The organism is Nocardia sp. NPDC004260 (assembly GCF_053603155.1).
Map to the genome: position 1 here is coordinate 48,205 of NZ_JBSGEZ010000007.1, position 22,344 is coordinate 70,548.

Sequence of the window (22,344 nt, forward strand, 5' to 3'; positions counted from 1 at the left end):
GGGCCCGTCGTCCGATAAAACCGAGCGGGCGCGACCCGCCGCAATCGGCTGGCGGTGTGATCACAGTCACCGTAGAATTAGTTTGACGTCCTAGTATCGGGCGACAATGGAATCCCCGGAGGAATCCCAGTGGCCGACAGCAGCGCGCTCTACACGCCCACCCATCCCGTTCGCTTCGTTACCTCGGCGGCCCTGTTCGACGGGCACGACGCGGCGATCAACATCATGCGCCGCATCCTGCAGAGCCAGGGGGCGGAGGTGATCCATCTCGGTCACAACCGCTCGGTCAGCGAGGTGGTCGACGCCGTGCTCACCGAAGACGCCCAAGGCGTCGCGGTCAGCTCCTATCAGGGCGGCCACGTCGAGTACTTCGAATATCTCGCGGACGCCCTGCGGAAAGCCGGAGCCGAGCACGTGCGGATCTTCGGCGGTGGCGGTGGCGTGATCGTGGCGGAGGAGATCGCCCGACTGGCCGCGTCCGGCGTGACCATCTTCTCCCCCGAGGACGGACAGCGACTCGGCCTGCCCGGCATGATCAATCAGCTCATCCGCGCCTGCGACGTCGACCTCGCGGCCGAGCCGCCGGTGCTCGACGCGGTGCTAGCGGGCGAGCGCGCCGCCCTGGCGCGCGTCATCACCTGTCTGCAAGCGGACGCGCTGCCGGAGGCCGACCGGCGGAAGCTGGCCGAGACCGCGGCGGCGCGAACCGTGCCGGTGCTCGGCATCACCGGCACGGGCGGCTCCGGAAAGTCCTCGCTCACCGACGAATTGGTGCGCAGGCTGCGCTCGGACCAGCAGGACAAGGTGCGGGTCGCGATCCTCGCGGTCGACCCGACCCGGCGGCGCGGGGGCGGCGCGCTGCTCGGCGACCGCATCCGCATGAACGCCCTCGACGGCGAACACGTCTTCTTCCGGTCGCTGGCCACCCGCGGCGGACACGAACTGCCCGACAACATCGATCTCATCGTGGCCGCCTGCAAGGCAGCGGGATACGACCTGGTCATCCTCGAAACACCCGGCATCGGCCAGGGCGACGCCGCGGTGATCGACCACGTCGACGTGTCGATGTACGTGATGACGCCCGAGTTCGGCGCCGCCTCCCAGCTGGAGAAGATCGACATGCTGGACTACGCGGACGTGGTCGCGATCAACAAGTTCGAGCGCCGCGGCGCCGCGGACGCGCTGCGGGACGTGGCCAGGCAACTGATCCGCAACCGGGAGGAGTTCCACGCCGCGCCGCAGGACATGCCGGTCTTCGGCACCAGCGCGGCGACGTTCAACGACGACGGGGTGACGGCGCTCTACCAGCACCTGACCGGACTGCTCGCGAACCACGGCCTGCGGCTGGAGCCCGGCGCGCTGCCCCGGGTGGACACCCGCGCGTCCACCAGGTTCGCCCAGCTCATCCCGCCCGCACGGGTGCGCTACCTGGCCGAGATCGCCGAGACCGTGCGCGACTACCACGCCGAGACCGCCGCGCAGGTCGTCGCCGCGCAACGGCTGCAACGGCTCGAGCAAGTGGCGCTCGAACTGCCGGACGACACCGCCGTGGCCGAACTGACCGAACGCGCCCGCGCCGACCTCGCCCCCGCGAACGCCGCACTGCTGGCCGAGTGGCCCGCCCTCGCCGAGTCCTACCGCGGGGAAGAACAGGTGGTCCGGGTGCGGGACCGGGAGATACACACTCCGCTGCGCCGGGAGACCCTGTCGGGCAACTCGATTCCGCGCGTCGCCCTGCCCCGCTTCACCGATCACGGTGAGCTGCTTCGTTTCCTGCGCGCCGAGCATCTGCCGGGGCGCTTCCCCTTCACCGCCGGAGTGTTCCCGTTCAAACGCGACAGCGAGGACCCGGCCCGGATGTTCGCGGGTGAGGGCGACCCGTTCCGCACCAACCGCCGGTTCAAGGTGCTCAGCGAGCACTCCGACGCGAAAAGGCTGTCCACGGCGTTCGATTCGGTCACCCTCTACGGGCACGATCCCGCCGAGCGGCCCGATATCTACGGCAAGGTCGGCACGTCCGGCGTGTCGATCGCCTCGCTCGACGACATGGAAGTGCTCTACGACGGTTTCGACCTGACCGCGCCGACCACCTCGGTCTCGATGACGATCAACGGTCCGGCGCCGACCATCCTGGCCTACTTCCTCAACACCGCGATCGATCAGGCGCTGGAACGCTTCACCGCGGAGCAGGGACGGCCGCCCACCGACGCCGAAGCGGCCGACCTGCGGGCCCGCACGCTGGCCACGGTGCGCGGCACGGTGCAGGCCGACATCCTCAAGGAGGACCAAGGCCAGAACACCTGCATCTTCTCCACCGAATTCAGCCTGCGCATGATGGCCGACATCCAGGAATGGTTCGTGCGCAACGGCGTGCGCAATTTCTACTCGGTGTCGATCTCCGGTTACCACATCGCCGAGGCGGGCGCGAACCCGATCAGCCAGCTGGCCTTCACCCTGGCGAACGGATTCACCTATGTGGAGGCGTATCTCGCGCGCGGCATGCACATCGATGACTTCGCGCCGAACCTGTCCTTCTTCTTCTCCAACGGGATGGATCCGGAGTATTCGGTGATCGGCCGGGTGGCCCGCCGCATCTGGGCCGTGGCCATGCGGGACCGCTACGGCGCCAACGAGCGGTCGCAGAAGCTGAAGTACCACATTCAGACCTCCGGCCGGTCGCTGCACGCGCAGGAGATGAACTTCAACGACATCCGCACCACGTTGCAGGCGCTGATCGCGATCTACGACAACTGCAACAGCCTGCACACCAACGCCTACGACGAGGCGGTCACCACCCCGACCGAGGAATCGGTGCGGCGCGCGCTGGCCATCCAGCTGATCATCAACCGGGAGTGGGGCGTCGCGATGAACGAGAACCCGCTACAAGGCAGCTTCCTCATCGATGAGCTCACCGATCTGGTCGAGGAGGCGGTGCTGACCGAGTTCGAGCGGATCAGCGAACGCGGCGGCGTGCTCGGCGCGATGGAGACCGGGTACCAGCGCGGCAAGATCCAGGACGAGTCGATGCGCTACGAACAGCGCAAGCACGACGGGTCGCTTCCCATCATCGGAGTGAACACCTTCCGCAACTCCCACGAGGAGCCGCACCGGGAGCTGGAACTGGCGCGCGGCACCGAAGCGGAGAAGCAGTCGCAGCTACGCCGGGTGCGCGAGTTCCAGCAGCGCAACCGGGACGCCGCCCATGCCGCGCTCGCCCGGCTCGAAGCGGTCGCCCGCACCGACGACAACATTTTCGAGGTGCTGATGGACGCAGCCCGCGTGTGCACGTTGCAGCAGATCACCGACACGTTCTTCACCGTCGGAGGTCAGTATCGCCGCAACGTATGAGTCTTTTGCGCGCCGTGTTGAGCCGGTCGCTCGCGCGGGTTTCGAGCAGCCGTCTGCCCGGGTGGCCCGGTTCGCGCTCGCGGACCGGGTTCGCCCGCGAATCCGGCGGAACCCGCCGTGCCGACTCGGCGGGCGCGGATTCCGAACTCACCACGCGCCGGACATGTGACAATCGCCGAGCAAACCTTCGGCGCGGTTGGGGACGGCAGACATGGACCTCTCGGGAATCCGGATCATCGACGCACACATCCACCAGTGGGATCCGTTCGGCACACCCCGGGATTTCAGCGCCCTGGCGAAGCTGTTCCGGCTGTTGCCGGTCCCCGTGGACGCCGCGAAGCGCCTCGCGCCGCGCCGGGACCGGGAATTCGTCGGTGACCCGGTCGCCTACCTGCGGCCCTACCTTCCGTTCGACTACCGCGCCGACGCCGGGAACGCGCCGGTGGAGGTGGTCGCGCACATCGAAGTCGAATGGTCGCAACCGGGACCGCTCGGGAAAGCCGGGGAGACCGCCTGGGTGGCCGGGCTGCCGCTGGAAGCGGCGCCCCGGCTCGGCGCGATCCTCGCGGGCGGCGATCCGGCCGACCCCCGGTTCGGGGAGCTCCTCGACGCGCATGCGGCCGCCTCGCCGCTACTGCGCGGTATCCGCACCATGGTCGCCCACCATCCCGATCCCGGCGTCCGGTCGTTCACCGACGCGCCCGGCAAGCTCGCGACCAAGGAATTCCTGGACGGCTTCGCGCGGCTGGCCGAGCGCGGCCTGTCGTTCGAAGCCTGGGTGTACTCGCATGCCATTCCCGACGTCACCGCACTGGCCGAACGCTATCCCGAAGTGCCGATCGTGCTGAACCACCTCGGCACGCCCGCGGGGATCTTCGGGGCGGTGGGCAAGCACACCGGTACCAATCCCGGGCTGCGCAGACAGTTGCTGGTGCGGTGGCGCGACGATCTCGCCGCACTCGCCGCGCGCCCGAACGTGGTCGCGAAGGTGAGCGGGCTGATGATGCCGATCCTCGGCCATCCGATCCCGCCGCGCGGCACGCCGACGCCGGTGCCGCAGCTGCTCGACCGGATCGGTCCGCTGGTCGAACACGCCTTGGACGTCTTCGGCGCGGACCGTCTCATCTGGGGTTCGAACTTCCCGGTGGACAAGCCGGTCACCAGCATCGCGAACAGCATCGAGGCGATCGCGACCGCCGTCACCGGCCACGGCGGCGGTCCGACCGAACTCGAGCAGGTCTTCCGGACCACCGCGCACCGGGTGTACCGGATCGCCGACTGAGCCGGTTGTCGGTGCCCGCGGCGCCGACCGCACGAACGAATTCCGCGTGATCGTGCCCGCCAGCGGCACCGGTGACCTCGCGGGCATCACGGGCACTGGCGGACCGCACGTGGACGCCGACGGCACGCACCACCTCTGGTTCGACTACGAATTGGGTTGCGCCGCCCGAGCCAGTTGCGCGGTGAGGGTATCGCGGGCGGTCGCCAATGACGGCCCGTACCAGGTGAGGGCGCGGCCCTCGACCAGCGCGACCGGGATGTCCGGAAACGCTTCTGGCCCATCGGTTTCGGTGAAGACATAGGGCTCGTCGGGAAGCACCGCGAGGTCGACGCCTTCGATCAATTCGGCCGGTGTGACGCGCGGATAGCGGTCGGGGCGATCGGCGTGCACCAGCCGCAGGCCCAAACGGCGAGCGATGTCGCCGGTGAAGGTGTTCCGTCCGACCACCATCCACGGGTCGCGCCAGACCGGGATGACGGCGGCGCGCGCCGGCTCGGGCGATGGTGCGGCCCACACCGATCGGGCCTCGGTGAGCCAAGCGGGCAAGTCGACGCCGAGCGCCTCCACGCAGAGCCGAGCCAGGGAGCCCATGGCCTCGTCGACGGTCTCTATCTCGGTCACCCACACCGGAATTCCAGCCGCGCGCAGGCGTTCGACGTCGAGGCGGCGGTTCTCCTCCTTGTTGCACAGCACCAGGTCGGGGGCGAGTTCGACGATCCGGCGGACATCCGGGTTCTTGGTCCCCCGGACGCGCTCGACCGCGAGATCGGCCGGGTGCGTGCACCATTGCGTGGCGGCGACGAGGACTTCCGGACAAGTGCGCGCCACCGCCTCGGTCAGCGACGGAACGAGCGACACCACCCGGCGCGGGGGTGTGCGGAGATCCACCGGAGTACCGAGGTCGTCTCGGGGCGACCCGGCCGCTGGGCTCTTTCCTGCCACGCTCTCAGCGTATAACAGAAGATTCACGCAGGTCAGCGGCTTTTTCTGGACAAAGCGAGACCAGCCGCGACGATCGGGCCACGCCGGGAGATATGCGGCAAGTGCGGTGCAAGGGCAGCATCCGGGCGTGGCTGGGGCAGTTCCGCGCGGGGTTGAGCGGCGCGACACTGAATAACGGCACCCGGCGTCGGGAAGTCTCCGGTCCCTTCGCTCCGCCGGTATCGATCCCGCCCCGACAGACCGGCGGTAACCGACAGCCCCGATGCTGGGTGCCAACCAACGTCAGCGGTCGAACCGCCGATAGAGCGCGGTGAGATCGCGCAGACCGGTCGCGGCGATCGTCTCGTCCGCCGAGGTCATCCGCAGCGCCTTACGGAGCAGCAGCGGATCCAAATCCTCCGGCGCAGCCCGGAATTCGACCGTGGGCAAGTCCGGCAGCGAAACGCGCTCACCGTACGGATCGTCGGAAACGGTGGGTCTCGGCTCGCGTTCGATGCCCGCGATCAGCGTGTCCAGGTCGAGTCCGCGCAGGGTCAGGATCTCGCGCGGGTGTTCGTCGAGCCGCTCGGCCAGCAGGTAGCAGACCGCCGCAACGTGCTTGCACGGCCATCCCGGGTCCGGGCAGCTGCAGGTGAAATCCAGGTCCGCCGCGGTGCTCGGCAGCAGCAGCGGCCCCAGCCCGGTGGGCAACGCCCCCGAGGCGATCTCGGCGAGCATGCCCGGCGCCGAGCGGATGGTCTCGATGAGCAATTCGAGTTCGTCCTCGCGCACCGGGCGCACGGTGAACACCGCCGTGAACGGACGCGGTTGGCTGCCCTGCACTTCCGCCGTCACCGCGCCCGGCTCGATCCGGTAGTTCACCACCTGGCCGGATCTGGCGTAGTTGCGACCGCGCGCCAGCCGCCCCGGCTCCGCCATTCGCTCGACCGATTCCACCAGCGCCCTGCCCCACCAGGTGCGCCCGAAACCGCCTCGTCTGCTACGTGCTTCCACTCCGCCGCGCACCGGCAGCTTCTTCCCGTACTCGGAGTAGTCGATGAACGGACTCATTCGCCCACCGCCGCCGCGCCCAGGGCGAACAAGTCGCGCAATTCGTCGGTGCTCAGTTCGGTGATCCAGTTCTCCCCCGCGCCGACGGCCAAATCGGCGAGCTGCCGCTTGCCGTTGATCATCTCGTCGATCCGCTCCTCGATCGTGTCCACGCACACCAGCTTGCGCACCTGCACGTTGCGCTGCTGGCCGATCCGGAAGGCACGGTCGGTGGCCTGGTTCTCCACCGCGGGATTCCACCAGCGATCCAGGTGGACCACGTGATTGGCGGCGGTGAGATTGAGCCCGGTGCCACCCGCCTTGAGCGACAACAACATCAGCGGCGGCCCGTCCGGTGCCTGGAAGCCGGTGACCATCGCGTCGCGCTTCTTCTTCGGCACGCCGCCGTGCAGGAACGGGATGGCCGCGCCGAACCGCTCGGCCAGATAGGGCGCGACCAGCTCGCCGAATTCCCGGAATTGGGTGAACAGCAGCGCCTTCTCACCGTCGGCCAGCACCGCGTCCACCACGTCCTCGACGAGGGCGAGCTTGCCGGAGCGATGTGCCCCTCGGTGCAGCACACTCGACCCGTCGCCCAGGAAATGCGCGGGATGGTTGCACACCTGCTTGAGCCGGGTGAGCGCACCGAGCACGGCGCCCTTGCGCGCCATGCCCTTCGCGTCCTTGATCTTGGCCAGCATGTCGTCCACGACCGCCTGGTACAGCGAGGCCTGCTCGACGGTGAGGTTGGCCCGCACGGTCATCTCCAGCTTCTCGGGCAGGTCGCTGATCACCGTGGGGTCGGTCTTCACCCGGCGCAGCACGAACGGCTGGGTCAGCCAGCGCAGGCGACTGATCGCGTTCTGGTCGCGCTCGCGTTCGATCGGCACCGCGAAGCGGGCGCGGAAGGACTGCGGACTGCCGAGCACTTTCGGCATCGCGAAGTCCATGATGGAACGCAGCTCTTCCAACCGGTTCTCCACCGGAGTGCCGGTGAGCGCCAATCGATGTCGCGCGCGCAGCGACCGCGCCGCCCGCGCCTGCCGCGTCCCCGCGTTCTTGATGTGCTGTGCTTCGTCCAGTACGACGCGATCCCAGTGCTGTCTGCCGAGTTCCCCGGCGTCGCGCGCCAGCAGCGCGTAGGTGGTGATCACGAGATCCGCGGCGGCGACCGTCTCGTCGAGTTCGGCGCCCACCCGCCGGCCCGCGCCGTGATGCACCCACACCCGCAGGTCGGGCGCGAACCGCTCCGCCTCGCGCTGCCAGTTGCCGACCACCGACATCGGGCACACCAGCAAGGTCGGGCCCGGCGGCGCCGGCTCGGACATCGCGTTCTCGCGCTCGTGCACCAGCAGGGCGAGCACCTGGACGGTCTTGCCGAGTCCCATGTCGTCGGCCAGGATCGCCCCGCAACTCATCCGGCTCATGGTCGCCAGCCAGGCCAGGCCGCGTTCCTGGTAGGGGCGCAGCTCGGCCTTCAACCCGACGGGCGCGGCGACCGCCTCCGGCTGCCGAGCGCGGTCGAGCAGGTCCCCCGCCCATCCCGAGGCGGTGACCTCGGTGATCGGCACCTGGGGCACCCGGGAGACCGCGATCTCGCCGAGCATGTCCGCGAAGGTGATCGGCGAGTCGTCGGCGTGCGCGGCGACGTACTTGGCCGCGGCGGCCAGCGCCTTGTGATCGGCCTGCACCCATTGACCGCGCAACTGGACGAGATCGGATTTGGCGCGCACCAGGCGTTCCATCTCGGCCGTGGTCAGCACCATGCCGCCGAGCGCGAGTTCCCAGCGGTAGGACACCAGGCCGCGCAGACCGACCGTGCTCTCCGCGGCGGGCACCGCGCTCTCCACCCGCAACCGCATGCTCGGCTCGGCGACACTCCAGGCGCGCGGGAGCAGCAGTTGGACCCCCACCGCATGCAGGGCGTGCACGCCGTGCGCGACCAGGTCGAGCACCACTTCGGTGGGCAACAGCAGATCCATGCTGCGCGGATCGCTCGGCAGGTCACGCAGCCTCGGATACGCCCGCTTGGCCGCGCCGAGCTTGTCCACCGCGATCCGGACCAGATTCGGGTCATCGTGCAGCGGAACGGTTCTGGGCGCCTCACCGGTGAGCCGCAGGCACACCTCCAGCCGCCACAACGCCACCGACTCGTCGGCAAGGCCGAGTTCGCCGTCCGCTTCCAGCAGACGCAGCACCAGTTCCGGCTCGTCACCGGTCAGGCTGGCCCGCCAGCCCTCCAGCACCTCGGCGACCTGATAGCTGCCGTTGTCCAGCGGAATGTCGCCGACCAGGGCGGCCACCAGGGGATGCGGCGAGTCCGGCAAATCGGCCAGTGACCGCGCGATCGGGTCGGTGAGTTCGATGACCAGGTCCTCGAGCAGCGCTGCCGGACGCCCGGCCACCCGCAGCGCCTCCGGCATGGCGACCGCCAGCTCGGCCAGCCAAGCCCGCTGCCGCTCCCCGCCGACCAGCCGCCAGCGCACCCACCACTGGCCGTCCTCCCTGCGCAGGTCCGGCACGACACGCCCGGCGCGCACCCAACGTTCGATGCCGCGTGCGACATGCGCCAGATACCGCAGATCCCCCGCCACCAGGTCGGCGGGCAACCGCTGCCGGAGGGCCTCCGCTGCCGCGACCGGGGCCAGCGCGTGCGCGCGGACCTGCTCGGTCCCGGCGATCCCGTGCTCGACGACCAGGACCTCGGCCCGGTGCCGGAACTTCGACGCGCGCAGTACGCTGCCCAGCGGATCGGGAAGCTCGCCGGACATCGCGGCGACCGGCGAGTCGTGCCAGAGCAGCAACCCGGCACCCGGCGACCACAGTCCGTGCAGCATCACCCCATCCAAGCAGGCGGGTACGACACGGCCGCGCACACCGTGCCCCGACCGTTGTGGATTTCTGCGCCCAACCGGCACATACTGGAATATCCGCAGGTCATCGCAGAACAACCGCAGCTTGGTGTCAAGGAAGCGGAGGAAGCAGCATGACGATTCTGCTCCAGGTTCTCGAGCAGAGCTTCACACCGACGACCACGTGGGAACGGCGCAAATTCACCTTCGTGCATGCCGACAAGATCGTCGGCATGCGGCTCGACGGGCAGTGCGGCGTGTGGCTGGACCTATCGCGCCCCGGTGAATCCCAGCGGCTGGCCCGCACCACCGACCCGCGCGAGGCGATCACGTTCCTGCTCACCACCTTCGCGAAGATCGCCGAATGCGAGGAGCGCGGCGGCTCGTGGGTGATCGGGCACGACGGATCGCATATCGAGTCGATCGCGGCCACCCGGTTCCCGCCCCGGGCGAGCGAGGTCGTCGACGACGATCTCCTGGCCCGGGCCTGGCTGTAAGGCGTCAGTTACCGGTCGCGACCGGCCGTTTCGGATCGTTCGACCACTGCGACCACGACCCGGGATACAAGGCCGCCTCCACGCCCGCGATGGCGAGCGCAGCGACCTGGTGCGCCGCTGTCACACCGGAGCCGCAGTACACGGCCACCGGCCCGGATCCGAAATCGGCGAAGCGGTCGCGCAGTTCCGCGACGGCGCGGAAGCGCCCGTCCGCGTCGAGATTGTCGGCGGTCGGAGCGCTCAGCGCGCCGGGGATGTGCCCGGCGCGGGGGTCGATCGGCTCCACGTCGCCGCGGAAGCGCTCGCTCGCCCTGGCGTCCAGCAGCACGCCCTTCCAGCGGGCCGCCGCGTCGGCGTCGATCACCGGCAGGTGACCGGGACACAGTTCGACATCGCCCGGCTCGGGGTCGGGTTCCGCGCCGGTCGCGACGGACCCGCCCGCGTCGATCCAGGCGGGCAGCCCGCCGTCGAGGATGCGCACGTCCGCGACACCCGCCCAGCGCAGCAGCCACCAAGCGCGCGCGGCGGCCATGCCGCCGGTGGCGTCGTAGACCACCACGGGGTCGCCCTCGCACAGGCCCCAGCTGCGCGCGCACTTCTCCAGTTGCGCGGGCTCCGGCAGCGGATGCCTGCCGCGCGCGGGTGACGGCGGCGCGGCCAACTCGGTTTCCAGGTCGACGAACACCGCGCCGGGAACGTGGCCGGCGAGATAGTGCTGCGGCCCGTCCGGATCGCCCAGCGCCCATCGCACATCCAGCAGGCGAAGCCGCTTGTCCGGCAACGCTTCCCGAAGCTCATCCGGTGAGATCAGTACCGCGCTCAACTCAGCTCCTCGTCCCGAATCGCGTCCTCGCGCACCGACTCCCCCACCCTACGCACCCGAATGTGCCGATGTCGCCGAACACTCCCGCCCCGTGCCGCACACCGGCTCGAGTCAGTCCAGTTTCGGGGCACTGGCAGGCGACACGCGTCCGTGACCAGCGGCAATATCCGACCGGTGTCGAACGTATCCACCACCGAGACCACCGCGACGCGGGAACCCGAACGGGCGCGAGCGGGGCTGGCGCCGCCACTCGGCGCGGGCGTGGTGACGGCCCTGGTCGGATTCACCAGCTCGTTCGCCGTGGTGCTGAGCGGATCGACCGCGGTCGGGGCGAGCTCCGCGCAGGCCGCGTCGGGTCTGCTGGCGCTGTGCGTCACCCAGGCGATCGGCATGATGGCGCTGAGTTACCGCTACCGCATGCCGATCACGCTGGCCTGGTCAACACCGGGCGCGGCGCTGCTGGCCGGGACGGGCGCGGTGGCGGGCGGCTGGCCCGCCGCGATCGGAGCGTTCGTGGTGACGGGGCTGCTGATCGTCGTCACCGGACTCTGGCAGCGGCTGGGCACCCTGGTCGCGGCGATCCCGGTGGAGATAGCGCAGGCCATGCTGGGCGGAGTTCTGCTGCCGCTGTGCCTGGCGCCGGTGCGGGCGGTGCAGACGAGTCCGGCGGTGGTGGCGCCGGTGATCCTGGTCTGGCTCGTGCTGCAACGATATGCCCAGCGCTGGGCGGTGATCGCGGCCTTTGTCACCGCGGCGGTAGCCGCCGGCGTGAGCATCGTCGTTCAGCACCGTCATCTCGACGTCGGCGCGATGGCTCCGCGACTGGAACTGACGCTGCCGCACTGGAGCTGGCAGGCGCTGATCGGCGTCGCGATCCCGCTCTACATCGTCACCATGGCCTCGCAGAACATCCCTGGCACCGCGGTACTGGCCTCGTTCGGCTACCGGGTGCCCTGGCGCGCGGCGATGACGGTCACCGGTCTCGGCACCGTCGTCGGAGCGCCCGCGGGCGGGCACACGATCAATCTCGCCGCCATCAGCGCCGCGCTCGCGGCGGCCCCGGCGGCGCATCCGGACCCGAAGCGGCGCTGGATCGCGGCATTCACCGCGGGCGCGATGTACCTGCTGCTCGCGCTGGGCTCGGCCGCCGTGGTCACGCTGATCGCGACCGCCCCGGCCGGAACCCTGGAAACAGTGGCCGGTCTGGCCCTGCTGGCGACCCTGGGCGCGGCCCTCGGGGCGGCGCTGCGCTCCGAACACCGCGAAGCCGCCGTGGTGACGTTCCTGATCGCCGCCTCCGGTGTCGGCTTCGCGGGGATCGGCGCCGCCTTCTGGGCTTTGCTCGCGGGACTCGTGGTGCGCAAAGTGCTGCGTCAGCCGCAATGAGCGCGACCGGAGGGAGTCCGTCGACCGCTCACGCGAGACCGATCAAAGGCGAGGGAGCCACCAATGAGCGCAGCGGCCGAACTCGGATCACTAGCGCCCACCGGGCCGAACAAAGCCGAGACAGCCGCCCGGCCAGCGCAGCCCGACCCAGTCCGCCACAACACGCGCCGGGCCGAGCAAAGGCGAGGCAGCTGCTGAATAGGCGCAGCCGGACGCAGTCCGTCCACAGCCCGCACCGGGCCGAGCGAAGGTGAGGCAGCTGCTGAATAGGCGCAGCCGGACGCAGTCCGTCCACAGCCCGCACCGGGCCGAGCGAAGGCGAGGCAGCTGCTCAGGCCTGGAGCGTGGCCTGGAAGCGCCGCATGCCGTCGATCCAGCGGTCGTAGTCGGAGCCCTTGTGGCGGTACATCTTCAGCACCTCGGGGTGGGGCAGGATCAGGAAGTGCTCGTCGGTCACCCCGGCGAGCACGATCTCGGCGACCTCCTCCGGGGACAGCACCTCGCCCGCGCTGGTGACGGCCTTCACCGCGAGTTCCGCCTCGGCGGCGTGCTCCGGCGGAACGAGGCCGCCGCGCAGCAGCCGCGTATCCACACCCATCGGGCACACGCAGCTCACCCGCACGCCTCGGTCGCCGTAGGTGACCGACAGCCATTCCGCGAAACCGACGGCCGCGTGCTTGGACACCGCGTAGGGGGCCGAGCCGAGCTGGGTGAGCAGCCCTGCCGCCGACGCCGTGCCGACGAAATAACCACCACCACGGGCCATCCACCCGGGGACGAGCAGCCGCGCGGCGCGGACGTGGGCCATCACGTTGACCTCGAGCGCCGCCGCCCATTGCTCGTCGGTGCTGTCCAGACCCGCGCCGCCGCCGATGCCCGCGTTCGCGAAGTACAGATCGACCGGCCCGAACTGCGCCTCGGCGCGCTCGATCAACGCGCGGATCACCGCCTCGTCGGCCACGTCCCCGCCGACGGCGACGGCATCCGCCCCGAGAGAATCCGCGACCCGCGCCGCGCTCGCACCGTCGAGGTCGGCGAGCACCACGCGCGCACCGGCGGCGACGAGCCGGGCGGCCAATGCCGCCCCGATCCCCGCGCCCGCCCCCGTGACAATGGCAACTTTGCCCGAAATCTCCATCCCCGCACCCTAGCGGCACATCACCGGTCTTCCGCCGGGAAGCCCGCGACCACCTCGTAGAGCTGCGGATGCGCGGCGGCGAACCCGGGCGCGGCGGCGAGCCGCCGCTGAAACGCCGGATTCTCCGTCGCGCTGCGCCATGCGGCGGCGCTGTCCCAGTGCGCCACGTTCACCGCCGCGTACCGCGCGGCGGGGTCGAGCGCACGGTACAGGCGATTGTCGCGGAAGCCGGGGGCCGCGCTCATCAACTCGGCCCTGGTGCGCCAGTGGGCCAGGAATTCCTCGAAGTGTTCGACGGGCAGTTCGAAGACGTTGACGAAGGTGATGCCGGGCCCGTCCGAGTGCACAGCGGAGCGATATTCGGCGGCGACCCGGTACTCGCTGCCGACGACCTCGGCCTCGGCACCGGCGGCTCGGGCCGACGCGCGGAACGCGGAGTCGCGCAGCGCCGCGTCCCTGGCGGCGACGCTGTCCCACTCCGCCACCATGACCAACGGCAGCGGCGCGTCGGCGGAGGTCGCGCGGTGCATCCGGGCGGAACGGAAGCCCGGTGCCCGGCTCACCTTCCCGGCGCGCTCGCGCCACTGCGCGACATACTCGTTCGCCCCGTCGAGCGGCAGCCGGATGGTATCGATCACGGTCATTCCGTCATGCGTCATGCCGCCATCCTGAAACCTCGATCGCACTCGAGGTCAAGGGCATTCAGCCCGATTTCGCCAAGCGGTCCAGCAACGGGGCGGTACGCGGACCGACCAGCTCGCGCATCACCAGCGCCATGTTCGTCCGCTCGACGCCGGGGATCTTGAGGATCTGCCCGGCGATGCGATAGAGGTCGTCGGCGTCCTGCGCGACCACCCGCACGGTGAGATCGGTGAGTCCGGTCATGCCGCACACCTCGGTCACCTCGGGCACCTCGGCCAGTTCGTCCACCACCGAATCCAGCCGGTGCTGGTCCACGACGACCGCGACGAACGCCGCGAGCGGATAGCCGAGCGCGCGCGGCTCGACGCGCCGCTCGAAGCTGCCCAGCACACCACCGGCCTCCCAGCGGGACAATCGAGCCTGCACGGTGTTGCGGGACAGACCGAGCCGAGTAGCCAGCTCGACCCCTGTCGCCCGAGGATTGGCGACCAGTTCCAATAACAGCCTGGCGTCGGTGGCGTCCAGGCTCACGCCGGCGGTTTCTCTGGTCATACCACGCAGTATGACACCACCGCGCGGGTCGCAATTGAGCATTCTGCCCATCCCGCGGCCGACCACTTGCGCAGTTCGCATTGGGGTGGATGCTGTGAGATAGGACACAATCCGACCTGTCGAACACCTGGCGAGGAGGCGATCACTCATGCCGGGCAAATCCGAGTATCCGGTGCAACTGGTACAGCCGGACGGCCGTCGCGTCCTCGATCGCGAGCACGCCGCGCTGGTCGCCGATATCGGGCCGGACGACCTGCGGGCGCTGTACGAGGACATGGTGGTGGCCCGCCGGATCGACATCGAGGCCACCGCGCTGCAACGGCAAGGTCAGCTCGGCCTGTGGGCGCCCATGCTCGGGCAGGAGGCCGCCCAGGTCGGCTCCGCGCACGCGCTGCATCCCGACGACTACGTGTTCTGCAGCTATCGCGAAACGGCGGTCGCCTACTGCCGTGGCGTGCCGCCCGCCGATCTCACCCGGCTGTGGCGCGGCGCCGCGCACCATTGCTGGGATCCGCACGCGGTGAACATGACCAACCCCAACATCGTCGTCGGCTCCCAGGGCCTGCACGCCACCGGCTACGCGTTCGCGGCGCACATGGACGGCGCGGAGACAGCCACCATCGCCTACTTCGGCGACGGCGCCAGCAGCCAGGGCGATCTGGCCGAAGCGCTCGGCTTCGCCGCGACCTGGAGCGCGCCCGTGGTGTTCTTCTGCCAGAACAACCAGTGGGCGATCAGCGCACCGGTGCGGGTGCAGAGCGCGACGCCGATCGCCCGCCGCGCATACGGCTACGGCATGCCGGGCAGGCAGGTCGACGGCAACGACGTGCTCGCCGTCCTTGCCGTGACCAGGCAGGCGATCGCGAGGGCGCGCACCGGCGGCGGCCCGTCGTTCATCGAGGCGCTCACCTACCGGATGGGTCCGCACACCACGGCGGACGATCCCACCCGCTACCGTTCGGCCGCCGAGACCGAGCAATGGGCGCGGCGCGATCCGATCGACCGGATCCGCAGGTTGCTCGAGCGCGAGGGCCACTGGGACGACGCGTTCGGCACGCGGGTTGCCCAGCGGTCGGACGAGATGGCGGCAGTGGTGCGCCGCGCGACCATCGACATGCCCGATCCCGCGCCGAGCGAACTGTTCGAGCACGTCTACACCACCCCGCATCCGCTGATCACCGAACAGCGGAGGGCGTACGCGGAGTACCTGGCCGGCGATCCCGGCGGGCCCTCCGCACGAGGAGAAGGAGTCCCGCGATGATCACCACCTTCGCCGCCGCGCTCAACACCGGCCTGCGCCGCGCGCTGGAGGACGATCCGAAGGTCTTGCTGATGGGCGAGGACATCGGGCGCCTCGGCGGAGTGTTCCGGGTGACCGACACGCTGCAGAAGGACTTCGGCGACAATCGCGTCATCGATACGCCGCTGGCCGAATCCGGCATCATCGGAACGGCTTTCGGCATGGCGCTGCGCGGCTACCGGCCGGTGTGCGAGATCCAGTTCGACGGATTCGTCTATCCCGCGTTCGACCAGATCGTCTCGCACGTGGCCAAGATCAACTATCGCACCCAGGGAAAGGTCAACGCGCCGTTGACCATTCGCATCCCGTTCGGCGGCGGCATCGGTTCGGTCGAGCACCACTCCGAATCGCCCGAGGCGTATTTCGCGCACACCGCGGGCCTGCGCGTCGTGACACCGAGCAACCCGGCCGACGCGTACTCGATGATTCGCGCGGCGATCGCGCTGAACGATCCGGTGATCTTCTTCGAACCCAAACGCAGGTACTGGGACAAGGCCGACGTCGATTTCGCCGCGCTCGACCGCGACGGCGGCCTGCCGCTGGACCGCGCGCGCGTGTGCACGACAGGCGCGGACGCGACCGTCGTCGCCTACGGCGGGACCGTGGCGACCGCCATGACGGCCGCGAAGATCGCCGCGCAAGAGGGACACGCGCTCGAGGTGATCGACCTGCGCAGCCTCTCGCCGATCGACTTCGACACCGTCGAGGAGTCGGTCGTGAAGACCGGGCGGCTGATCGTCACGCACGAGGCGCCGGTATTCGCCGGACTCGGCGCCGAGATCGCCGCCCGCATCACCGAGCGCTGCTTCTATCACCTGGAAGCGCCCGTACTGCGCGTCGGCGGATTCGACATCCCCTACCCCCCGGCTAAGCTCGAGAAGCACCATCTGCCCGACCCCGACCGCATTCTCGACGCGGTCGACCGTTCCCTCGCCGCGTGAGGCGGGCTCGCCGTAGTGAGAGGTGCCGCGTGGAAAACTCGGTCGGCCATGATCTTCCGGCGTCCGTGCTGGAATTCCGGCTGCCGGATCTCGGCGAAGGGCTGACCGACGCCGAACTGGTGTCGTGGGCGGTGGCCGTGGGCGACACGGTCGAGCTGAACCAGGCCATCGCCGACGTGGAGACGGCCAAGGCGGTCGTCTCGTTGCCGTCGCCGTTCGCGGGGCGCGTGGTCGAATTGCTGGCGCGGCCGGGCGACACCGTCGCGGTCGGGTCGCCGCTCATTCGCATACAGGCGGCCGGAGCGGAAGAGACGCCGAACGACACGGGGCGCACGTCGGTCTTGGTCGGCTACGGCCCTGAGGCGGAGGCGACGTCCCGGCGGCGTCCTCCCGCACAGCCCGCCGTTTCGCGGTCCGACCGCGCGGACGGCCAGGCGGAGGCGCAGGGCGTTTCGCGGTCCGACCGCGTGGACAGTCAGGCGGAGGCGCGGGGCGTTTCGCGGTCCGACCGCGCGGACAGCCAGGCAGAGGCGCAGGGCGTTTCGCGGTTCGACGGCACGGAGAGCCTGGCGGAGGAGGTTCACGAGCAGCAACCGGGCACCGTGCTCGGCGCGCCGCGGGCGGCGGCGACACCCGCCGCGCGGAAACTGGCTCGCGAACTCGGCCTGGACCTGTGGTTCATCGCGGGTTCCGGCCCAGGCGGCGCGGTCACCGTCGAGGACGTGCGCGGCGCGGTGCCCGTCTCGCAGCCGCGTCCGGCCACCGCACCCGCCACCGCGCCCGCCGTCGCGGACGCCGGAGCGCGCCCGTCCGCCCGCGAGGAGCGCACCCCGATCAGCGGCATCCGCAAACGCACCGCGGCGGCGATGCTGACCAGCGCGCGCACCATCCCACAGGCCAGCACGTTCGTCACCGCGGACTGCACCGCCTCGATGGAGCTACTCGATCATCTACGCAGTACGAAATCCTTCGCCGGCCTCACCTTGACGCCGCTGCCGCTGGTCGCCGAGGCGGCGCTCGCCGCGCTCGCCGACTTCCCCGGCATGAACGCCTGCTGGGATGAAGCCGCTCAGGACATCGTCACCAAGCACTACGTCAACCTGGGTATCGCGGTGGCCACCGAGCGCGGGCTGCTGGTACCGAACATCAAAGAGGCGCAGACCCTGAGCCTGCGCGACCTGACCCGCGAGATCGGCTGGCTGGCCGACACCGCCCGCGCGGGCAGCGCGACGCCCGCCGAGCTGCGCGGCGGCACGTTCACCATCACCAACGTCGGCGTCTTCGGCGTGGACGCCGGCGTCCCGCTGGTCAATCCGGGCGAGGCCGCGATCCTGTGTCTCGGCTCGATTCGCCGGCGGCCGTGGGTGGTGCGCGACGAGATCGCGATCCGGTGGGTGACCACCCTGGGCGTCAGCTTCGACCATCGCATGGTCGACGGCGAACTCGCCGCCCGCTTCCTGGCCACTGTCGCGGGATTCCTGGAGGACCCGCTCACCTTGCTCAGCCGCGTGTGACGCGCCCGCCGGTCAGTCCGTGACGAGCTCTGCCGCGGCGGCGCGGATGACCTCCGGGATCTCGACCGGCTTGCGGGTCTCGGCGTCCACGTAGACGTGCACGAAGACGCCGGTGGCGGCCAGTTCGAGCGCACCGTCCGCCTCGCGGAAGATGGCCAGATCGTAGGTGATGCTGGAGCGGCCGAGCCGGGAGATGCGCAGGCCGACCCGCAACTGATCCGGGAAGCTGATCGAGCCGAGGTACTGGCAGGAGGTCTGCGCGACCACGCCGAGCGCGGGCAGGTCACGGATGTCGGTTCCGGTGGCGTGCATCAACCACGCGTTGACCGCGGTGTCGAAGTACGAGTAGTAGGTCACGTTGTTCACGTGCCCGTAGTGGTCGTTGTCGGCCCACCGGGTCGGCACCGGCCAGAGCACCGGATACTGCTGCGTCACCCGGCCGACGATAGCTCAGTGGCGGTCACGCCCAACCGGTGGTCGCGCGGGGAGATCCCGAAGTGCCGTTTGAACGCGGTGCTCAGCGCGAAGGCGCTGCCGTATCCGACCTGACGGGCGATGGCCTCGATGGTGGCGTCGGATTCCTGCAACAGGTCCGCGGCCAGCGCCAGCCGCCATTCGGTGAGGAACGCCATCGGCGGCTCACCCACCAGATCGGTGAACCGGCGCGCCAGCGCGGCCCGCGACATCCCCACCGCCTCGGCCAGGCCCGCGACCGTCCACCCGTGCGCCGGATTGTGCTGCAACAGGCGCAGAGCCTTGCCGACCAGCGGGTCACCGTAGGCGTGGTACCAGCCGGGCGCGTCGGCGCGGGAGAACCAGGCGCGCAACGCGGCGATCAGCACCAGATCCAGCAGGCGGTCCAGCACCGCGCTCTGCGCGGGCTCGTCCTTGATCACCTCGTCGACCAGTAGGTCGAGCACCCGACTGTCGAACTCGCCGCGCCGCAAAACCAGCACCGGCGGGAGCGCGCGCAGCAGGCGACGGCTGGCCGCGCCCGCGGACTCGTAGGTTCCGGTGACCATCAAGGTCGCGCCGTACGGGTCGGTTCCCCACTGCCGGACGCCGAGGCTCAGTGTCTCGCAGAGGACTTCGCCCTGTGGCGTCTTCGTCACCTGACCGGGATGGATGATGATCTGCGGTTCGGTCGCCGGGTCGTCGGCCACCGTGTACGGCGCGGGCCCACGGACGATCGCGACGTCCCCCGCGACGAGCTGCCGCGGTGCGCCCTCGTCGGTGACGATCCACGCGCCGCCGCGAATCATCGACAGCACGGTGAGCGGAGCCTCGTCCTGGATACGCAGCGACCACGGCGGATCCAGCAGCGAACACATCAGGAACGCGCCGCGAGCGCGAGGGCCTTCGAGCAGACTGGCGAGCGCATCCACCCGTCCACAGTAGACGATCACGCATGGTCACATGCCGTTGCGCCAGGTTCCGTCTCGACCGCGCCGGATATACCGGGCTACCCGTCGCCATGGCGTGCCTGTTCGGCACCGGTGCTCGACGGTCGCAACGTCGAGCCGCCGAGGGAGTGCGGCGTGCGCTCGGCCGGAGCCCGAAGGATTTCGCCGACTACGTCATGGCGACGACGGTCAGCGGAATCCGGAATGTCCCGGCACCGTGACGCGTTTCACATGGTGAAAAGGACTCGCTCGCGGACGTGACGCGCAGTGTCGAGCGTCGCGCACGGCCGCACGACCAGGTCAACGACGCCCTGGGCCGGTTTCGCGAGCGAGTCCGGTCGGGGTGGAGCTTTTCTCGGTACCGTCGAGATGGTGTTGAGCCCGACGGTCGATCGTCAGTTCCGTGTGGCGCGTGCCGCGGTATTCACGGTTTTCGCGTTGAACGGCTTCCTGCTCGCCATGTGGGTGGTGCACATTCCGGTCGTCACCGACCGAACTGGGGTGGCCAAATCGACGCTGGGGATGTTCATCCTGCTGATGTCGGGCGCGGGCATCGTCGGGATGCGACTGGCGGGTCCGCTCGCCGATCGGTTCGGCAGCAGGACATTGGTCGGTGCCGCGGCGTGCTTCGGATCGGTCGCGGTGGTCGGCCCCGGCTTCGCCACCGGGCCGTTCACCTTGGCGCTCGCGCTGGCCTGCTTCGGTTTCGGCAACGGAGCGCTGGACGTGTCGATGAACACTCAAGCGGTGCATGTGGAACGGGCCTACCGGCGGCCGATCATGGCCGCCTTCCACGCGTTGTTCTCCGGCGGTGGACTGCTCGGCTCCCTACTCGGAGCCGCCGCGCTCCGGGCGGGCTGGGATGTGCGGGTGACCCTGGTCGTCGCCGCGGTGGGCTGCGTCGCTCTGATCCTCACGCTGGTGCCGCGGTTGCTGCGGGAGACGGCAGCGGAAACGGCGGAGTCCCCCGACGTCGTCGCGTCCGTCCATGCGACCGAACTCGACGCCGCACCACTGGAACACGACGCGACGACATCGCTGCGCAAGGGAGATTCGTCCGGGCACGACGTCATGCCGGCAGGGTCCGATGTGGCGTCCACCGCGCAGTCGCCGGACCGGCTCGACCGAGACCGATCGTCGTGCGCTCCCGCCACGACCTCCCTCGATGCTCGCGCTCGCGGCCGAAAGGTGCTCGCGCTGGCCGTGCTCGCCTTTTCCCTGCTCTTGGCCGAAGGCGTGGCCGCCGACTGGAGCGCACTGCAGCTGCGCGACCATCTGGACGCCGACGCTGCTACCGCGGCACTGGCCTTCGGCGCCTTCTCCACCACGATGACGGTCGGGCGGTTCGCCACCGACCGGGTCAGCCACGTCTTCGGCGGGGTCGCGGTGGTGCGTTACGGCTCGCTTCTCGCGGCCATCGGCCTGGCCGTGATCGTCGTCTCGCCGTGGATTCCGCTGACGCTGCTCGGCTGGGCGTTGACCGGGCTCGGACTCGCCGGAGGCATCCCGCAGATCTTCAGCGCGGCGGGGAATCTGGGTTCCCGCACGGCCGCGACCGACATGTCACGGGTGTTCAGCGTCGGCTACCTCGGCTTGCTCGCCGGGCCCACGGTCATCGGCTGGCTCACCGCCGTGATGTCGCTGACCACGGCGATGGTCGTGCCGATCCTCGCCGTACTGCTGTGCTGCGCGTACGCGAGCGTCGTCGCCACGCCACGCTGACCGGATCACGAATTCCAGGCCAGACTCGTCGGCACCTGGTCGATGGCCGTGCTCGTGGCTTCTTCGAGCCGTCCGCCGAACAGGAAGCCGAGCCGAGCCCGGAACACCGCGATCGGCGCGCGCACGAACCATCTGGTCCGCAGCAAACGCGCGCCGATGCTCGGCATAGGTCCAAGCCAGCCCCAACCGCTACTTGGGCGGCACCAGGCACAGGGTGATCGGCTCGGGCTTGGGGTAGACGATGGTGTCGTTGTCGGTCGCCTTCGCTCCGCACGCGGACTTGTCCGCGGTGCCCCGCACGATCCGGCCGATCTTGAAGTCCGCCGTCGACCCGCAGGCCACCTTGGTGCTGGCGCCGAGGAAACCGCCGTCGATGCAGTCGCCCTCCTTGACGTTCAGTCGCAGGCATAGCGTGTACTCGTTGCCGCCGGTCTGGTAGTAGCTGGCGTAATCCTTGGTGGCGCAGTCCGCGTTCGCCCCGTCGAGCCGTTGCGCCACCACGTAATTGGCTTCGGCATCGGAGCATTCCTTGGTTTCGAACTCGGCCTTGACGGTGGTGCCCGACAGCTTCGCGCACTGACCGATCTCGATCTTCTCGCCGTCCGAGCGGAACACGGTGCGAGCGCCGACGATCAGCAACCCGATCACCAAGACGACGCCGAGTATGCCGAGGATCTTGCCGATACCGCTCCCGCCCCGATTCTGTCGGGGCGGGGGTCCGGGCGGCGGGAACCCGCCGCCGGGGTAACCCGGCTGCTGCGGGAAACCACCCTGCGGCGGGTAGCCCGGCTGCGGCTGACCAGGATAGCCGGACTGGGGATAACCCTGCGGCTGACCGGGATTTCCCGGCTGGCCCGGAAAGCCCTGCGGCGCACCGGCAGGCGGCTGCTGTGGATAGCCGGGCTGGCCTGGATACGGTTGATTCGGTGGTGTCGTCATGGATCCCCTCCCCGGGTCTCGCTAGATTCCGTGC

The 22,344-nt window shown here is 69.9% G+C and carries 19 protein-coding genes; 8 read left to right on the top strand and 11 right to left on the bottom strand.

Annotated elements, in window-relative coordinates; all coding sequences use genetic code 11:
- Window positions 1-129 precede the first annotated feature (129 nt).
- Together icmF and ACWEO7_RS06530 are read left to right on the top strand one after the other, a co-directional pair.
- On the top strand, window positions 130-3,348 hold the full coding sequence (gene icmF, locus ACWEO7_RS06525) for a fused isobutyryl-CoA mutase/GTPase IcmF (RefSeq protein ID WP_452421314.1): 3,219 nt from the start codon (window positions 130-132) through the stop codon (window positions 3,346-3,348).
- 211 nt (window positions 3,349-3,559) lie between these two features.
- Window positions 3,560-4,630, top strand: coding sequence for an amidohydrolase family protein (locus tag ACWEO7_RS06530; protein ID WP_452421315.1), 1,071 nt, complete (start codon window positions 3,560-3,562; stop codon window positions 4,628-4,630).
- 144 nt (window positions 4,631-4,774) lie between these two features.
- Here the strand turns inward: ACWEO7_RS06530 and ACWEO7_RS06535 are convergent, their stop codons facing one another.
- The 3 genes from ACWEO7_RS06535 to ACWEO7_RS06545 form a co-directional block, all read right to left on the bottom strand.
- The gene (locus ACWEO7_RS06535) at window positions 4,775-5,572 is read right to left on the bottom strand and encodes a helical backbone metal receptor (RefSeq protein WP_452421316.1); all 798 of its coding nucleotides are present in this window, start codon (window positions 5,570-5,572) and stop codon (window positions 4,775-4,777) included.
- Window positions 5,573-5,854: 282 nt separating this feature from the next.
- Complete coding sequence (locus tag ACWEO7_RS06540; protein WP_452421318.1) at window positions 5,855-6,622, bottom strand: SWIM zinc finger family protein; 768 nt, start codon at window positions 6,620-6,622, stop codon at window positions 5,855-5,857.
- Window positions 6,619-9,438 carry a DEAD/DEAH box helicase gene (locus ACWEO7_RS06545; protein WP_452421320.1) on the bottom strand — a complete coding sequence of 940 codons (2,820 nt, stop codon included), beginning with the start codon at window positions 9,436-9,438 and terminating at the stop codon, window positions 6,619-6,621. Before ACWEO7_RS06545 ends, ACWEO7_RS06540 begins: the two co-directional genes overlap by 4 nt.
- 149 nt (window positions 9,439-9,587) lie before the next feature.
- Here ACWEO7_RS06545 and ACWEO7_RS06550 point away from each other — a divergent pair, with 149 nt between their 5' ends.
- Window positions 9,588-9,950: a hypothetical protein gene (locus ACWEO7_RS06550; RefSeq protein ID WP_355073623.1), complete on the top strand. Its 363-nt coding sequence runs from the start codon at window positions 9,588-9,590 to the stop codon at window positions 9,948-9,950.
- Window positions 9,951-9,954: 4 nt separating this feature from the next.
- Here the strand turns inward: ACWEO7_RS06550 and ACWEO7_RS06555 are convergent, their stop codons facing one another.
- A complete protein-coding gene (locus ACWEO7_RS06555; protein WP_452421322.1) occupies window positions 9,955-10,773 on the bottom strand; it encodes a sulfurtransferase in 819 nt (272 codons plus the stop codon).
- Window positions 10,774-10,947: 174 nt separating this feature from the next.
- Here ACWEO7_RS06555 and ACWEO7_RS06560 point away from each other — a divergent pair, with 174 nt between their 5' ends.
- Window positions 10,948-12,159, top strand: a complete 1,212-nt coding sequence (locus ACWEO7_RS06560; RefSeq protein WP_452421324.1) for a benzoate/H(+) symporter BenE family transporter — start codon at window positions 10,948-10,950, stop codon at window positions 12,157-12,159.
- A gap of 331 nt (window positions 12,160-12,490) precedes the next feature.
- On the opposite strand, the gene ACWEO7_RS06565 is transcribed toward ACWEO7_RS06560, so the two are convergent.
- The 3 genes from ACWEO7_RS06565 to ACWEO7_RS06575 are packed head-to-tail and all read right to left on the bottom strand — an operon-like array spanning window position 12,491 to window position 14,491.
- Window positions 12,491-13,297 carry an SDR family oxidoreductase gene (locus ACWEO7_RS06565; protein ID WP_452421325.1) on the bottom strand — a complete coding sequence of 269 codons (807 nt, stop codon included), beginning with the start codon at window positions 13,295-13,297 and terminating at the stop codon, window positions 12,491-12,493.
- Window positions 13,298-13,317: 20 nt separating this feature from the next.
- On the bottom strand, window positions 13,318-13,956 hold the full coding sequence (locus ACWEO7_RS06570; RefSeq protein WP_452421327.1) for an antibiotic biosynthesis monooxygenase family protein: 639 nt from the start codon (window positions 13,954-13,956) through the stop codon (window positions 13,318-13,320).
- Between the two features lie 43 nt (window positions 13,957-13,999).
- The gene (locus ACWEO7_RS06575; RefSeq protein WP_355073615.1) at window positions 14,000-14,491 is read right to left on the bottom strand and encodes an Lrp/AsnC family transcriptional regulator; all 492 of its coding nucleotides are present in this window, start codon (window positions 14,489-14,491) and stop codon (window positions 14,000-14,002) included.
- 148 nt (window positions 14,492-14,639) lie between these two features.
- On the opposite strand from ACWEO7_RS06575, the gene pdhA reads away from it, so the two are divergent.
- From pdhA to ACWEO7_RS06590, 3 genes are read left to right on the top strand one after another with little or no spacing between them, the layout of a single operon-like run.
- A complete protein-coding gene (gene pdhA, locus ACWEO7_RS06580; protein WP_452421328.1) occupies window positions 14,640-15,752 on the top strand; it encodes a pyruvate dehydrogenase (acetyl-transferring) E1 component subunit alpha in 1,113 nt (370 codons plus the stop codon).
- The gene (locus ACWEO7_RS06585) at window positions 15,749-16,732 is read left to right on the top strand and encodes an alpha-ketoacid dehydrogenase subunit beta (RefSeq protein ID WP_452421330.1); all 984 of its coding nucleotides are present in this window, start codon (window positions 15,749-15,751) and stop codon (window positions 16,730-16,732) included. Before pdhA ends, ACWEO7_RS06585 begins: the two co-directional genes overlap by 4 nt.
- 29 nt (window positions 16,733-16,761) lie before the next feature.
- Window positions 16,762-18,246: a dihydrolipoamide acetyltransferase family protein gene (locus ACWEO7_RS06590; protein ID WP_452421331.1), complete on the top strand. Its 1,485-nt coding sequence runs from the start codon at window positions 16,762-16,764 to the stop codon at window positions 18,244-18,246.
- Window positions 18,247-18,258: 12 nt separating this feature from the next.
- Here the strand turns inward: ACWEO7_RS06590 and ACWEO7_RS06595 are convergent, their stop codons facing one another.
- Window positions 18,259-18,681: an acyl-CoA thioesterase gene (locus tag ACWEO7_RS06595; RefSeq protein ID WP_452421333.1), complete on the bottom strand. Its 423-nt coding sequence runs from the start codon at window positions 18,679-18,681 to the stop codon at window positions 18,259-18,261.
- Window positions 18,678-19,631 carry an AraC family transcriptional regulator gene (locus tag ACWEO7_RS06600; RefSeq protein WP_452421334.1) on the bottom strand — a complete coding sequence of 318 codons (954 nt, stop codon included), beginning with the start codon at window positions 19,629-19,631 and terminating at the stop codon, window positions 18,678-18,680. Before ACWEO7_RS06600 ends, ACWEO7_RS06595 begins: the two co-directional genes overlap by 4 nt.
- Window positions 19,632-20,018: 387 nt before the next feature.
- Between ACWEO7_RS06600 and ACWEO7_RS06605 the strand changes: the two genes are divergently transcribed.
- Entirely contained in the window at window positions 20,019-21,371 is a 1,353-nt protein-coding gene (locus ACWEO7_RS06605; protein ID WP_452421335.1) for an MFS transporter, read from the top strand.
- A gap of 5 nt (window positions 21,372-21,376) precedes the next feature.
- Here the strand turns inward: ACWEO7_RS06605 and ACWEO7_RS06610 are convergent, their stop codons facing one another.
- Both ACWEO7_RS06610 and ACWEO7_RS06615 read right to left on the bottom strand, forming a co-directional pair.
- Complete coding sequence (locus ACWEO7_RS06610) at window positions 21,377-21,538, bottom strand: hypothetical protein (RefSeq protein ID WP_452421337.1); 162 nt, start codon at window positions 21,536-21,538, stop codon at window positions 21,377-21,379.
- A gap of 22 nt (window positions 21,539-21,560) precedes the next feature.
- Window positions 21,561-22,310, bottom strand: coding sequence for a proline-rich domain-containing protein (locus ACWEO7_RS06615; RefSeq protein WP_452421339.1), 750 nt, complete (start codon window positions 22,308-22,310; stop codon window positions 21,561-21,563).
- Window positions 22,311-22,344 lie beyond the last annotated feature (34 nt).

What these genes read in the sequence shown, in the direction of transcription:
- ACWEO7_RS06530 (WP_452421315.1), top strand. Translation starts at nt 3,560, where the DNA reads ATGGACCTCTCGGGAATCCGGATCATCGACGCACACATCCACCAGTGG.
- ACWEO7_RS06540 (WP_452421318.1), bottom strand. Translation starts at nt 6,622, where the DNA reads ATGAGTCCGTTCATCGACTACTCCGAGTACGGGAAGAAGCTGCCGGTG.
- ACWEO7_RS06545 (WP_452421320.1), bottom strand. Translation starts at nt 9,438, where the DNA reads ATGCTGCACGGACTGTGGTCGCCGGGTGCCGGGTTGCTGCTCTGGCAC.
- ACWEO7_RS06550 (WP_355073623.1), top strand. Translation starts at nt 9,588, where the DNA reads ATGACGATTCTGCTCCAGGTTCTCGAGCAGAGCTTCACACCGACGACC.
- ACWEO7_RS06565 (WP_452421325.1), bottom strand. Translation starts at nt 13,297, where the DNA reads ATGGAGATTTCGGGCAAAGTTGCCATTGTCACGGGGGCGGGCGCGGGG.
- ACWEO7_RS06570 (WP_452421327.1), bottom strand. Translation starts at nt 13,956, where the DNA reads ATGACGCATGACGGAATGACCGTGATCGATACCATCCGGCTGCCGCTC.
- ACWEO7_RS06575 (WP_355073615.1), bottom strand. Translation starts at nt 14,491, where the DNA reads ATGACCAGAGAAACCGCCGGCGTGAGCCTGGACGCCACCGACGCCAGG.
- pdhA (WP_452421328.1), top strand. Translation starts at nt 14,640, where the DNA reads ATGCCGGGCAAATCCGAGTATCCGGTGCAACTGGTACAGCCGGACGGC.
- ACWEO7_RS06585 (WP_452421330.1), top strand. Translation starts at nt 15,749, where the DNA reads ATGATCACCACCTTCGCCGCCGCGCTCAACACCGGCCTGCGCCGCGCG.
- ACWEO7_RS06605 (WP_452421335.1), top strand. Translation starts at nt 20,019, where the DNA reads ATGGTGTTGAGCCCGACGGTCGATCGTCAGTTCCGTGTGGCGCGTGCC.
- ACWEO7_RS06610 (WP_452421337.1), bottom strand. Translation starts at nt 21,538, where the DNA reads ATGCCGAGCATCGGCGCGCGTTTGCTGCGGACCAGATGGTTCGTGCGC.
- ACWEO7_RS06615 (WP_452421339.1), bottom strand. Translation starts at nt 22,310, where the DNA reads ATGACGACACCACCGAATCAACCGTATCCAGGCCAGCCCGGCTATCCA.